Source organism: uncultured Aquimarina sp. (assembly GCF_947496855.1).
Classification (GTDB): domain Bacteria; phylum Bacteroidota; class Bacteroidia; order Flavobacteriales; family Flavobacteriaceae; genus Aquimarina.
On record NZ_CANMED010000003.1, the window covers coordinates 262,222 to 277,582 of the forward strand.

A 15,361-nucleotide genomic window follows, 5' to 3' on the forward strand; every position below is an offset into this window, starting at 1 on the left:
TCTAAATAAAAACGCATTTAATCTAAGTAATTACGGTTTTTCTTACATTTTTCCTACAAATAATATTTTCAAAAGCTCATTAAACCTTTTTTATGTATTTTAGTCTTATAACATAGTAACGTATACTAACGACCATCTAAAACTATTTTTTACTATTGAATATTCAAGAAGAAGAAAACTTACTTACTGCCCTGCAAACGGATAAAGACATCAATAATGCTTTTAGCAAACTTGTTGCCGTTTATAAGCAAAGATTATATTGGCATATTCGGAACATGGTGAAAAACCACGATGATACCGATGATATATTACAAAATGTGTTTATTAAAGTCTATAAAAATATATCAAAGTTTAAAGGTGACAGTAAGTTATATTCGTGGATGTACAGAATCGCTACCAATGAATCCATTACCTTCTTAAATCAAAAGGCAAAAAAACACAATATTAGTAATGAAGAATTACAGCAACAACTCATCCAAAATCTGGAAGCTGATGTATATTTTGAAGGAGATGAAATCCAACTTAAATTACAAAAGGCCATCGCTATATTACCTCAAAAACAACAACAGGTATTTAATATGAAATATTTTCAGGAATTGAAATACAGAGAAATATCCGAAATTTTAGAAACTAGTGAAGGTGCTTTAAAAGCTTCGTACCATATCGCTTCTAAAAAAATTGAAGAATACTTAAAAACTAATTAAACCTTTTTACATTTACATCGTCTTATATATAGTGAAAAAGAATAATTTACATAACAACAAAGAAGGGTTTAAAGTTCCAAAAGATTACTTCGATAATTTCGAAGAGAAGCTTTTGGAGGAAATTTCTAAAGAAGATAAAGATTCTTCCATACTATCTGGCATGATATCCACTGGCCTAAAAGCCCCTGATGATTATTTCAATACTTTCGAGAATCAGCTTATGAAAAAACTGAATTCTACTGAGAGGGATAAAGCTTCTATACTTGATAATAAAATAAAAACAGGCTTAACAACACCCGAAAAGTATTTTGAAAACCTGGAAAAAACCATTTTACAAAAGACAGTTACAATAAATAAAGAAACTAAGGTAATATCACTATTCTCTAAAAAGAACATATTATACGTATCAAGCATTGCAGCCATGATTGCTATCATTATATCTATCTCGATAAATAAGGAAAATGATTCTTTTAGTTTTGACACTATTGAGATTGCTGATATTCAGAAATATTTTGAGGAAGGAAATGCTGAATTAAGTAATGCTGAAATTGCCGAATTACTGGATGATGAAACTAATTTAAGCGATACATTTAGTAATACGGAACTGAGTGATGAAGAATTAGAAAATTATTTATCTGATGAAGAGCTGTCTGATGAGATTATATATGTTGAATAAAAAAAAACACATGAAAAAGATACTATTACTATTTATTATTGTTTTTACTATTAATGTTTCCTATTCTCAAAGAGGATCAAGAGAAAGAGTGAAAACTTTAAAAATAGCCTATATAACAGAACAATTAAATTTAAGCAGTAAGGAAGCTCAACAGTTTTGGCCTATTTATAACGAGCATGACGAGACCATGGATAGCCTTAAAAAGGAAGAACGTAGATCTATTAAATTAATAAAAGATGCAGATGGTTCAGAAGGTATAAGTGAAAAAGAAGCTGAAGAATTTTTAAGAAATCACCTAAAGGGAGAAGAGCAAAAGCTAAATGTGCATAAAAAATTAATTAAAGATCTAAGACAAGTCATTTCTCATAAAAAGATCCTAAAACTGGTTAAAGCAGAGAGGGAATTTAACAAACGTCTTCTAAAACAATTGAGGAATAGACGGCAAAGACAGTAAACTGTGGAGTGTTCAACTTAAAAATCCTACCAAAAAACGTGATTAGTTCAACTATCTATTTTGGATTCGTTTCTACGCAATTTTTGATTAGGCCAAGGTGTACCACTAATAAAAAGCTTTCTGATTTTAAATAAAAGTAAATGAAATCACTCTATCATTTACTTTTTTGTTTTAAAAAGTAATTTTGCTATTCTATTCTTTCCCGCTGCCACTGCAACACTATCATTTATAAATCGAAGTGTATAAAAGCTTTCTTTACTAATATCTTTCCACGAATTTCCTGAATCATTAGATATTGAGATTCCGGTAAAACCTAGCGCCACCATTTCTTTACCACCTCCGTTGGGTATGTATCTAATACAACTTTTATATCCTGCTCCTACTCCATCCGCTACTAAATTCCAAGTTTTACCTCCATCAACGGTAACTGCCTTATTTCTTTTGTTATCTTCAGGTTTCGTATAATCTCCTCCAAAAATAATCCCGTAACTTTCGTTATAAAAATCTATGGAATAAGCCCCAGTTGTTTCAACTCCCTGTATTATTGGAGTTTCAAAAACTTGCCAGTTATCACCTTTATCTGATGAATAAAAAACTCTCGATTTTATTCCACCCGAAACAATCCAGGTATGATTATCGACTATTGCTATATTTCCATTACTAGCTGCAAAAGCTGCTTCGCCTTCTTTTATTTCTGGTAAATCTTCACAAGGAAGTTTATCCCATGTCTCTCCTCCATCTGTGGTAATAATAATGGATAAACATCCATCAGTTGGATCTCCCATCGCAATTCCTTCTTTATTATTCCAAAAAGCTATAGCATCATAAAAAACCTTTTCGTGATCTTCTTTGTACACCAACATTATTGCTCCTGTTACTTTATTGACTTTATATAATAAAGCCGGTGATGTAATACTCAGCATAAAAAACTCAGTTTCCGTATCTGCAATAGCCCTAAAGTGAACTTTCTTACCTTCAAAATCTAAAGTATCGATTTTTTTATTCTTGATAGTAAGCTTATCTCCTATTTCAAAAGTTCCATATACGCCATTACTACCCGCAAACATTAATAGATTATCTTCTATTACGATAGCTCTGATACTAGTTGAATCACTAAAAATTGTTTCGACAGTTACTTCAGAAAAATCATGTTGAATCGATTTTTGTTGTTTAGAACCACAATTAAAATGAAGCGCTACAACTAATAACAATAGTAAAAATCTCATACCCAATATTTTTGAATCAAATATAATACTATTCTAAAGCAAAGGATTACCTTTGCAAACCTTAAAAAAAATGACAATGCGTTTACATAGAACTTTGGTTTTTGCTGTTATAGACGGACTTACTGAAATATTTAATGAAGGAGCTTATGCTGATAAAGTAGTTCAAAAATTACTGAAACGCGATAAAAGATGGGGATCTCGTGACCGTAGTTTTATTGCAGAAACCACTTATGATATCGTACGATGGAAACGTCTTTATGCTGAAATCGCTGATGTTTCTGAACCTTTTTCTAGAGAAAATCTTTGGAGGATATTTGCTGTTTGGGCAACACTAAGAGGTATCACATTGCCGGATTGGAAACAAATTGCTCCGACTCCAACGAGACGTATCAAAGGTCGCTTTGATGAACTTAGTAATACAAGGAAATTCAGAGAATCCATCCCTGATTGGATGGACGAATTAGGAGAAAAAGAGTTAGGAGCTAAATGGGATAAAGAAATCGCTTCCTTAAACCAACAGGCACCGGTAGTACTAAGAGCTAATTCCTTAAAAACATCCAGAGATAAACTTAGAGGAATTCTTGAAGATGAAAATATAGACACCGAGTTTATTAAAGGATATCCATCTGCGCTTCAGCTAACGGAAAGAACTAATGTATTCTCTACTGAAGCTTTTAAAAAAGGCCTATTTGAAGTACAAGATGGCTCATCTCAACTAGTTGCTGATTTTTTAGAAGTAAAACCAGGTCAGCGCGTAGTAGATACTTGTGCAGGAGCAGGAGGAAAAACACTCCATTTAGCAGCCTTGATGGAGAACAAAGGTCAAGTAATTGCTATGGATATTTATAGTAATAAACTAAAAGAACTTAAGAGAAGAGCGAGACGCGCAGGTGCTCATAATATAGAACCTAGAACTATAGAAAGCACCAAGGATATTAAGAAATTACACGGTAAAGCGGATCGTGTCTTAATCGATGCTCCTTGTAGTGGATTAGGAGTTTTAAGTAGAAACCCCGATGCTAAATGGAAACTACAACCAGAATTCCTAGAAAAAATCAAACAAACTCAATCTCAAATATTAGAAAGCTATTCGAAAATGGTAAAACCAGGAGGTAAATTAGTATATGCTACTTGTTCAATTTTACCTTCAGAAAATCAGGATCAGGTTAAAAAATTCTTAACCAAAGAAATAGGAAAAGAATTTATCTTTGTGAAAGATAAAAAAATACTTTCTTCAGAATCAGGGTTTGATGGATTTTATATGGCTTTATTAGAACGTAAGCTATAACTGGAAAAATTATATTAACAATGAGAACTCAACTATTTATATTACTATTTTTAACAAGCTTTATTAGCTTTGCTCAAGTACCTGCTAATTATTATGATTCAGCTAATGGGTTAACTGGATACACTCTAAAAACTGAATTAAAAAACATTATCTCTACTGGTCACATTGATCAAGGTTATGGAGCGTTATATACAGCATATCAAACAACAGATAATGATACATACTTCGAAAACGACGATTCTGTTTTAGATATGTATTCCGAGAATCCAACTAGTATGGATTCTTATAATTATGCTCACGATACTAATGGGGGAACTGATCCCGGTGATGCCTGTGGAAGCTCGGGGTTTAGTCTCGAAGGAGATTGTTATAACAGAGAACACTTGTTTCCTCAAGGTTTTTTTAATAGTCTAAATCCAATGAGAACAGATGTACATCACGTTATTCCTACCGATGGATTTGTTAATGGTCTTAGAAGTAATTTTCCATTTGGAGAAGTAACTTCTGCAACAGAAACATCTGATAATGGTTCTAAAATTGGGAGTAATTCATTTCCAGGTTATGTAGGAACTGTATTTGAACCTATTGATGAGTTTAAAGGTGATATTGCAAGATCTTTATTATATTTTGCTACCAGGTATGAAGATGAAGCAACAAATGCTCCTGCTGATGGAACAGGAACTTGGGACCCCCATACTGGATCAAACAATCCAATGAATGGATCTATAGATCAATTCTATGAAGCTTGGTTTATCAATCTTTTGATTTCCTGGCATAATGCAGACCCTGTTTCGCAAAAAGAATTGGACAGAAATAATGCTTCTTATAATTATCAGGGAAATGCAAACCCATTTATTAACAATCCAGAATACGTAGAAATGATTTGGACAATAACACCTCCAGACACGGAAGCTCCTACCATTCCTAATAATGTTTTGGTTTCTAATGAAGCCTCAACGACTATTGATGTTTCCTGGACATCCTCAACTGATAATGTAGAAGTACTAAATTATGATATTTATGTAGATGATGTATATAATTCTACGACTACTTCTAACGCTGCTACAATTATTAGTCTAACTCCTGAAACTACATATAGATTTTCTGTTTTAGCCAGAGATACATCTGGAAACGCTTCTTCGCTTAGTACTGAAGTTTCAGGTACTACAGCAATCAATAATATCATTATCGAAGAGAATTTTGAAAATTGTGCAACAGTTGCAGTAAATTTTGTGGCATATGATGAAGCAAGTGATAAAAGTTGGTCATGCGAGACATCGTTTGGACAAAATAACTCTGGAGCATATCAGATAAACGGTTTTAGAGAAGACGTAGCCAGTAAAGATTGGTTAATTACAACGAATAGCTTTAACTTTAATACTTCGGGAACTGAACTACTAAGTTTCTTTTTAGATTATCGTTTTGGTTCAACCATATTAGAGTTAGTATATTCTAATGACTATACTGGTAGTGGAGACCCTACCGTTGCTACTTGGAATAATGTTCCAAATATCACAATTCCAACAGACATCTCTAATAGCGAAGAAAAAGAAGTTTTCTTTGAAAGTGTAGATATAAGTAGTATATCTGGTACAGTTTATTTTGCCTTCAAATACTATTCTGATGGATCACCTACTCGCTGGACGGTAGATAGTTTTAAAATAATTGATGCCTCACTATTATCCAACCCTGATGTATCCGAAAACTCTTTTTCTGTATACCCTATTCCATCAAACGGAACTATATTTGTTAATGTAAAAGATATTTCTGAAAATGTAGCAATTAGAGTATTTGATATTACAGGAAAATTAATCCTAGTTACCGATGTTTTGTCCACAAAAGAAAACACCATACTGTCTGATCTACCCCCAGGAATATTACTCTTGGAGCTAACCACTTCCAAAAAGAGTATTATCAAAAAGGTTGTTATTAATTAATATACAAAAAGCGGCTTCGGTCGCTTTTATTTTATTGTCTAAAAATTTAGTGAATAACTCCATTATTCCGATAAGACTTTATACAACACTTTATATTTAAAAGTAGTAAATTTGCAGCTTATTAAAAATAACACAAAGTCTGGAAGCATGATCCACTTCTTCGGAAATCAAAATGAGAATATATTTGCGGTACAAACCACTGATGAAATCTCAACAGAAAATATTAACAAATTAATATGGTTATTTGGCAACCAACCAAAAATATCCTTGGCGTCTATTGACGCTTTTTTTGTTGGTCCTCGCGCTGCAATGATTACACCTTGGAGTACTAATGCTGTGGAAATTACCCAAAATATGGGAATAACAGGAATCATTCGTATTGAAGAGTTTCAATCAATATCAGAAGATTTCACAGATTTTGACCCAATGCTTTCTCAAAAATATACTGGTTTAAATCAGAATATTTATAAAATAGATATTAAACCTGAAGCTATTAGAGAAATAGACAATATCGATGCATACAATAAAGCTGAAGGTTTAGCACTAAATTTAGAAGAAGTTGAATATCTGGAAGGAGTAGCCAAAAAAATTGGAAGAAAATTAACAGATTCTGAAGTATTCGGGTTTTCTCAAGTCAATTCAGAACACTGCAGACACAAAATATTCAATGGAACCTTTATTATTGATGGAGAAGAGCAACCTACTTCTCTTTTTAAATTAATAAGGAAAACCTCAGAAACACATCCTAACGATATTGTTTCTGCATATAAAGATAATGTAGCTTTCGTAAAAGGTCCTAAGGTCACTCAGTTTGCACCAAAAAGTGCTGATAAACCTGATTTCTATCAAGAAACACCTTTTGAAAGTGTAATTTCAATAAAAGCGGAAACTCATAATTTTCCAACAACCGTAGAACCATTTAATGGTGCTGCCACAGGTTCTGGCGGAGAAATCAGAGACCGTCTTGCTGGAGGAAAAGGTTCTTTACCATTAGCAGGAACAGCTGTTTATATGACTTCTTATTCGAGATTAGAAGAAAATAGACCTTGGGAACAATCAGTGGAAGAAAGAAAATGGCTTTACCAAACACCGGTAGACATTCTAATAAAAGCTTCTAACGGAGCTTCAGATTTTGGCAATAAATTTGGACAACCACTAATTACTGGATCTGTTCTAACTTTCGAACATGAAGAAGATGCTCGTAAACTAGGTTTTGACAAAGTGATTATGCAGGCTGGTGGAATTGGGTATGGCAAAGCAGAACAAGCGCTTAAAGATAAACCTGAAATCGGAGATAAAATTGTAATCCTTGGTGGTGAAAATTATCGAATCGGTATGGGTGGAGCTGCGGTTTCTTCAGCAGACACTGGAGAGTTTAGTAGCGGTATCGAATTAAACGCTATTCAGCGTTCTAATCCCGAAATGCAGAAAAGAGCTGCAAATGCCATTCGTGGTATGGTAGAAAGTGATGTTAATACTATCGTTTCTATTCACGATCACGGAGCTGGAGGACATCTTAATTGTCTTTCTGAATTAGTAGAAGAAACTGGAGGAAAAATAGATCTTGATAAACTTCCTGTTGGGGATCCTACACTATCTGCCAAAGAAATTATAGGTAATGAATCTCAGGAAAGAATGGGATTGGTTATCGGACAAAAAGATATTGACACTTTAGAACGAATTACAGAACGAGAACGTTCTCCAATGTATCAGGTAGGAGATGTAACGGGTGATGATCGATTTACCTTCGAATCAAAGACCAAAGGTGACAAACCGATGGATTTAGCTTTAGAGGATATGTTCGGTAGTTCTCCCAAAACCATTATGATTGATAAAACTATTGATCGTAACTATCAGGACATTTCATACCAAAAAGAAAATATTCATGCCTATTTGGAACAAGTACTACAACTAGAATCTGTTGCTTGTAAAGATTGGCTCACAAATAAAGTAGATCGCTGCGTCGGAGGAAAAGTTGCTAAACAACAGTGCACCGGGCCTTTGCAATTACCTCTTAATAATTGTGGTGTAATGGCCTTGGATTACACTTCTAAAGAAGGTATTGCTACTTCTATAGGTCACTCTCCAATTTCTGGACTTATCGATCCAGAAGCAGGAAGTAAAAACTCTATTGCAGAAGCGTTAACTAATATTGTTTGGGCACCGCTAAAAGATGGTTTACAATCTATTTCTTTATCTGCTAACTGGATGTGGCCATGTAAGAATGAAGGAGAAGATGCACGTTTATATAAAGCTGTAAAAGCAATTTCTGACTTTGCTATTGATTTAGGGATTAACGTACCTACTGGTAAAGATTCTCTTTCGATGAAACAGAAATACCCAAATGAAGAAGTAATTTCTCCTGGAACAGTCATCATATCTGCTGCTGCTAATTGCAATGATATTACCAAAGTAGTAGAACCTGTGCTTCAAAAGAACGGTGGAAACATCTATTATATTAATTTATCTCAGGACACTTATAAACTAGGAGGCTCTTCTTTCTCTCAAGTAGTTAATAAAATTGGTTCAGAAGCTCCTAGCATTAAAGATGCACAAAATTTTAAAAACACCTTTAATATAATTCAGCAATTAATAAAAGATAACAAAATTTTAGCTGGTCATGATGTTGCTTCTGGTGGTTTAATTACCACTTTATTAGAATTATGTTTTGCAGATATTAATTTAGGTGCAACATTAGACCTTTCGGAAATAGGAGAACAAGATGCTATCAAGTTACTCTTTTCGGAGAACGCCGGTATCGTATTTCAAAGTACAAATGATTTGGATATAGAAACTATACTTTCTGAGAATGATATTCAGTTTTTCAATATTGGTAAAGTAACTAATAAACCTTCATTAGAAATCAAAAACATTGACAAATCATATGATTTTGATATTGCGGTGTTAAGAAAAATATGGTTTAAAACATCATACCTTTTAGATCAAAAGCAAACCGCCAATAATCTGGCTAATGATCGTTTTGAAAATTTCGCTAATCAACCTTTACAATACACTTTTCCAAAACAGTTTACAGGAAAACTTCCTATTATCTCGAACGGAATAGAGAGACCAAAAGCTGCTATTATTCGTGAAAAAGGAAGTAATTCTGAACGTGAAATGGCTAATGCTATGTATCTGGCTGGTTTTGATGTGAAAGACGTACACATGACCGATCTCATCTCTGGTCGTGAAACATTAGAAGACATTAAGTTTATAGGCGCTGTAGGTGGGTTCTCTAACAGTGATGTTCTTGGTTCTGCTAAAGGCTGGGCAGGTGCTTTCCTTTATAATGAAAAAGCAAATACTGCTTTGAATAACTTTTTCAAAAGAGAAGACACATTATCTGTAGGAATCTGTAATGGGTGTCAATTATTTATGGAATTAGAAGTAATCAATCCAGAACATAACGAACACGGAAAAATGCTCCATAATGATTCTCACAAACATGAAAGTGGATTTACCTCTGTCAAAATTCAGAAAAACAACTCTATAATGCTTTCTTCTCTAGAAGGAAGTACACTTGGTGTATGGATTTCACACGGAGAAGGAAAATTTAACCTTCCATTATCCGAAGATCAATATAACATAGTTGCAAAATATGGATATGAAGGATATCCAGCCAATCCTAATGGATCAGACTATAACACGGCTATGATGTCTGATACTACAGGCCGTCATTTAGTAATGATGCCTCATATCGAGCGTTCGACATTCCAATGGAATTGGGCTAATTACCCAAAAGGAAGGCAAGATGAAGTTTCACCCTGGATAGAAGCTTTTGTAAATGCTAGGTTATGGATTGACGACACAAAGTAATTTTATTTTTTATTTAGGGTTTATCACTATTAAACTGTTATATACTAATAACTGTATTACCGATTTATGCTTCATAACCAGATGATAATTTAATCAGTATTTTTACAGTAGTATCAACATTTTTTTTAACCCAAAATACGTAAACCTTGAAAAAAATATTCGTAACCCTATTTTTATTGGTTTCGGCTTTTGCTATTTCTCAAACAAAACTAACATATAGCAAAGCTAAAATTACATATAATACTTCAGAGAATTTCGAATTACTTATGGAAGCTGGAGTTCCAATGGATCATGGCCAGCATAAACGTGGAATTTTTATTATTTCTGATTTTTCTTCAATAGAAATTGAAACTGCACGAAATCTTGGTTTCCAAGTTGACATTATAATAGAAGATGTAGAAGCCGATTTTATTAAAAGAAATGAAATTGCCAAAACACAAAAAGCGATACAAAATATAAGCTGTCCTTCTGATAATGGAACTACGATGAACTACCCTACTCCATCTAATTTTTCGTTAGGATCCATGGGCGGATATTTAACCTACCAAGAAATGTTAGATAATCTAGATGCCATGCGCGCTCAATATCCAACACTGATTTCTGCAAGAGCAGATATAGGCACATTTGTTACTAATGGTACTCCGGATAATTCTGTAACTCCACCAATAGGAGGTAATACGATACAATGGGTACGTATTTCTGACAATCCCGATGTAGATGAAAATGAATCAGAAATATTATATGATGCTATCCATCACGCTAGAGAACCTGCGAGTTTGTCTCAGCTTATCTATTATATGTGGTATCTATTAGAAAATTATAATTCTGATCCCGATATTAAACAAATCGTAGATAATACTGAACTATATTTTGTTCCTGTTTTAAATCCTGATGGATACTTATACAATCAAGTTACTAATCCAAATGGAGGTGGATTCTGGAGGAAAAACAGGTTTGATGCTTCAGGAAATAATGGTGGTGTAGATAACAATCGGAACTATGATCATTATCCTGATGGAACATCTGCAACCGCAACTTGGAGCGGTCCTGGTTCATCAAACAACGTAAATAGTGAAACATATCACGGTAATAGCGCTTTTTCTGAAATAGAAAATCAAGCAATGAAATGGTTTACAGAACAACACAATTTTGTTATCGCTCTTAACAATCACACTTTTGGTGAACTATTATATTTCCCTTATTCTTATGCTGCAAACACCCCTACACCAGACGAAGATATTTTTGTAACGATTGGAGCAGAACTTACATCCCAAAATGGTTATAACCCATTAAGAGATTCTCCGTTTGCGGGAGATAGCGATGACTTCATGTATGGAGGAACTACAAAACCACATAATAAGATATTTTCTTTTACTCCTGAAGTAGGTACCGCTTTCTGGCCAGCTTTTAACCAAATAGATGGAATTTGTAAAGAAATGATGTACTTAAATCTTACAGCCGCAAAAATGACTAATAATTATGCGCAAATAGAAAGTATAGGAAACGTCTTTATTGGAGAAAACACTTCCTTCGATGCTAATTACACACTTAAAAGATTGGGTGTAACAGGCAACGGAAATTTCACCGTAAGCATAACACCTATATCCGGTAATATTACTAGTGTGGGCAATTCTAAAAATTATACTAATACACAAATTGGTACAGATATACCTGATAGCATTCTCATTAATATTAATAATTCAGTTCAAATTGGGGATGACATTTCTTATAGTATACAAATAGACGGTGGTGCAATTACCGAATCTATTACCATTACCAAAAAATATGGTTCACTTCAGAGTATTGTTAATAATAATGCTAATAATTTAAATGAGTATACACAATCTGGTTGGTCTACTACAACAGCCACCTTTGTATCATCAAATGCTTCGATAACAGAATCACCTTCAGGAAATTATAGTGCTAATCAAAATAAAACAATAGAACTTACTGAAAGTATTGATCTTAGCGATGCTGCTTTTGCTAATGTTCAATTTTATGCAAAATGGGACATTGAGAACAATTGGGATTATGCACAATTCGAAGTTTCAATAGACAACGGAAGTTCTTGGATTCCTCAATGTGGAAACTTTACAAATTCTGGTAGTATTAATGCAGGACAACCAACAGGTGAGCCATTATATGATGGAAGCCAGACAGATTGGGTATTGGAAGAAATTAACCTTAGTGATTATCTTGGTGAAACTATAAAGGTTCGTTTTCAATTTGTTTCTGACGGTAATACTGAAGGTGATGGTTTCTTTTTTGATGATCTGATTGTTAATTCTATAAATCAAAATGTATTGGGTCTTCAGGATAATCTATTCTCCGAATTCAAAATTTTCCCTAATCCAGTTAAAGATTTTCTAAAAATACTACCTCCCTCTACTACTGATTTTAATCTACGTTTAAGGAATTTAATTGGACAAGAGGTGTCTACTAAAATTAAAGCTTCTGGAGATCAAGAGTTTGATGTCTCAGAATTAAATTCTGGCTTGTATTTCCTAACAATAGAAATAAATGGAAATACTAAAACTTTTAAAATTTTAAAACAATAATTATTCAATTAAAATCCATAAAACTTAAGGAGTTATCAAAAGATAGCTCCTTTTTTTATATATTAGGGTTGTGTATTGTTATATTTTTTATAATTTGCGAAACTATGCGCGCATAGTAATTTTTAAATTCTCTAGCACATAAAACGAAGAGAATTTTGATTATATTAAACAAATTTCTTGTGCAACTTTATTATAATAGGTAAGCGTTACATTTTTTAAAACATAATGCTTAATTTAAAGGTCTTTAAAAACATATCTGAAACAAAGTATGAATACAATTACTAGATTATTTGATTTTCCACATTATCAACTAGAGAAATACAATTTAGACAAAGCTTTAATAACAAAATATGATGGAAAGTGGATTGCGACTTCTACTAAAGAATATGTAGAAAAAGCAAACCAAATAAGTCGTGGCTTATTACGACTAGGTGTTAAACCAAATGACAAAGTAGCCATTATCTCTTCTAACAATAGAACAGAGTGGAATATTATTGACATCGGTGTATTACAAATTGCTGCTCAGGATGTACCTATTTATCCTACTATCTCTCAGGAAGATTATGAATATGTTTTAAACCATTCCGAGTCTGTGTATTGTTTTGTATCGGATGATGAAGTTTTACAAAAAGTAAAAAACATAAAAGACAATGTTCCTTCTCTTAAAGGAGTATATTCTTTTAATGATATTGAAGGTTGTGATAGCTGGAAAAAAGTATTAGAACTTGGAAAAGATGATAGCAATCAAGAAGAAGTAGAAAAAATCAAGGCTTCTGTAAAAGAAGATGATCTTGCTACCCTAATATACACTTCTGGTACGACTGGAAGACCAAAAGGTGTAATGCTTAGTCATAAGAACATCGTATCTAACGCCTTGCATAGTGCAACAAGATTTGCAGATTTTGGAGGAGAGGTTAAAGCATTGAGTTTTTTACCTGTTTGCCATATCTATGAAAGAATGTTAATGTATCTATACCAATATAGAGGTATTGGTATTTATTTTGCAGAATCTCTAGAAACTATCAGTGACAACTTAAAAGAGATACAGCCAGACATGATGACTGCTGTTCCAAGACTCTTAGAAAAAGTATATGATAAAATTATTGCAAAAGGAGCAGATCTAACAGGTGTAAAAAAGAAATTATTTTTCTGGGCAGTAGAATTAGGACTGCAATATGAACCATACGGAGCTAATGGATGGTGGTACGAAAAGAAATTAGGAATTGCTAAAAAGCTAATCTTTAGTAAATGGCAAGAAGCATTAGGAGGTAATCTAAAAGTAATTGCTTCGGGAAGTGCTGCACTGCAATCCCGATTAGCAAGAGTGTTCAATGCTGCAGGTATTAATGTAATGGAAGGTTATGGATTGACAGAAACATCCCCCGTGGTTTCCGTGAATGATATTAGAGATAAAGGTTTTAAAATTGGTACCGTAGGAAAAATGCTTCCTGATACAGAGGTTAAAATTGCTGAAGATGGTGAGATTCTTATAAAAGGGCCACAAGTAATGATCGGATATTATAAAGACGAAGCGAAAAGTAAAGAAGTTATTAAAAATGGATATTTCCACACAGGAGATATTGGAGAAATAGATAGTGAAGGTTTCTTACGTATTACAGATCGTAAAAAAGAAATGTTCAAAACTTCTGGAGGTAAATATATTGCTCCTCAGGTAATTGAAAATGCTATGAAACAATCTCGTTTCATTGAGCAAATTATGGTTATTGGAGATGGAGAAAAAATGCCAGCCGCTTTTATTCAACCAAATTTTGAATTTGTGAAAGACTGGGCTACCCGAAAAGGAATTCCAATTGGAACCACTAATCAAGAAATCGTAAATAATCAAACTGTGATTGATCGTTTTCAAGAAGAAGTAGACGAACATAACGAAAAATTCGGAAAATGGGAACGTATCAAAAGATTCGAACTTACATCAGACGAATGGAGCATTGAGGCAGAACACCTCACTCCTACTATGAAACTAAAAAGACGAGTGATCAAGGCAAAATACCAAGATCTATATAGTAAAATTTATGGCTAATTCAATTCACTGATTACAAATGTATCGTGTAAAACTTTAACTTTAAATCAGTAAACTCCTCATTTTATGAGGAGTTTTTTTATTAATTCAATAGAAAAATGTAAATTACTTTCTCTTTTCACAATTTTTTACACAATTTACTATGCGTGCATAATAAATTTTTCTTACCTTTACACCATAACAAATTTTCTGAATGAGAGAAAAAACGATTGATTATGCACTTCGTGCTACATGGATGGCTGTTGCCAAGATGTACAATGAAGAAGCAGGTAAAAAAGGTAGTACAATGGCAACAGGTTTTGCATTAATTAGCATTGATCCTGAAAATGGAACTCCATCTACCTCATTAGGTCCTAAAATGGGCATGGAAGCCACTAGTTTATCACGAACTTTAAAAACCATGGAAGAAAAAGGATTAATCTTTAGAAAGAAAAATCCTCAAGACGGACGTGGTGTTCTAATATATCTAACTCCTTTCGGAGTAGAAATGAGAAATTTTTCAAAGGATGTAGTTTTTACGTTTGATCATGCTGTAAGAAAGCAAGTTCCAAAGGAAAAACTTGATACTTTCTTAGAAGTATTTCAATTGATTAATGATCTCATTGCTACCAAGAAAATATACACAAAAAAAGAATCTATAACATCTTAACAACCAGAAGTT

At 33.3% G+C, this 15,361-nt stretch carries 10 protein-coding genes; 9 read left to right on the forward strand and 1 reads right to left on the reverse strand.

Going from position 1 to position 15,361, the window contains the following annotated elements; translation table 11 throughout:
• Positions 1–161 precede the first annotated feature (161 nt).
• Genes Q0921_RS10660 through Q0921_RS10670 form a run of 3 tightly spaced genes read left to right on the forward strand, consistent with a single transcriptional unit; the run spans position 162 to position 1,834 of the window.
• Entirely contained in the window at positions 162–704 is a 543-nt protein-coding gene (locus tag Q0921_RS10660) for an RNA polymerase sigma factor (protein WP_299257232.1), read from the forward strand.
• A 31-nt stretch (positions 705–735) separates the two neighbouring features.
• A complete protein-coding gene (locus Q0921_RS10665) occupies positions 736–1,380 on the forward strand; it encodes a hypothetical protein (protein WP_299256586.1) in 645 nt (214 codons plus the stop codon).
• Positions 1,381–1,390: 10 nt separating this feature from the next.
• On the forward strand, positions 1,391–1,834 hold the full coding sequence (locus Q0921_RS10670) for a sensor of ECF-type sigma factor (RefSeq protein ID WP_299256589.1): 444 nt from the start codon (positions 1,391–1,393) through the stop codon (positions 1,832–1,834).
• A 158-nt stretch (positions 1,835–1,992) separates the two neighbouring features.
• On the opposite strand, the gene Q0921_RS10675 is transcribed toward Q0921_RS10670, so the two are convergent.
• Positions 1,993–3,060, reverse strand: coding sequence for an oxidoreductase (locus Q0921_RS10675; RefSeq protein WP_299256590.1), 1,068 nt, complete (start codon positions 3,058–3,060; stop codon positions 1,993–1,995).
• 76 nt (positions 3,061–3,136) lie between these two features.
• Between Q0921_RS10675 and Q0921_RS10680 the strand changes: the two genes are divergently transcribed.
• From Q0921_RS10680 to Q0921_RS10705, 6 genes are all read left to right on the forward strand, one after another.
• Positions 3,137–4,348 carry an RsmB/NOP family class I SAM-dependent RNA methyltransferase gene (locus tag Q0921_RS10680; RefSeq protein WP_299256592.1) on the forward strand — a complete coding sequence of 404 codons (1,212 nt, stop codon included), beginning with the start codon at positions 3,137–3,139 and terminating at the stop codon, positions 4,346–4,348.
• A gap of 20 nt (positions 4,349–4,368) precedes the next feature.
• Positions 4,369–6,285: an endonuclease gene (locus Q0921_RS10685; RefSeq protein WP_299256594.1), complete on the forward strand. Its 1,917-nt coding sequence runs from the start codon at positions 4,369–4,371 to the stop codon at positions 6,283–6,285.
• A gap of 147 nt (positions 6,286–6,432) precedes the next feature.
• Positions 6,433–10,101: a phosphoribosylformylglycinamidine synthase gene (gene purL / locus Q0921_RS10690; protein ID WP_299256596.1), complete on the forward strand. Its 3,669-nt coding sequence runs from the start codon at positions 6,433–6,435 to the stop codon at positions 10,099–10,101.
• Positions 10,102–10,247: 146 nt separating this feature from the next.
• A complete protein-coding gene (locus Q0921_RS10695) occupies positions 10,248–12,659 on the forward strand; it encodes a M14 family metallopeptidase (RefSeq protein WP_299256598.1) in 2,412 nt (803 codons plus the stop codon).
• A 268-nt stretch (positions 12,660–12,927) separates the two neighbouring features.
• Complete coding sequence (locus Q0921_RS10700) at positions 12,928–14,700, forward strand: long-chain fatty acid--CoA ligase (RefSeq protein ID WP_299256600.1); 1,773 nt, start codon at positions 12,928–12,930, stop codon at positions 14,698–14,700.
• A 193-nt stretch (positions 14,701–14,893) separates the two neighbouring features.
• Complete coding sequence (locus Q0921_RS10705; protein ID WP_299256601.1) at positions 14,894–15,349, forward strand: MarR family transcriptional regulator; 456 nt, start codon at positions 14,894–14,896, stop codon at positions 15,347–15,349.
• Positions 15,350–15,361: the final 12 nt, after the last annotated feature.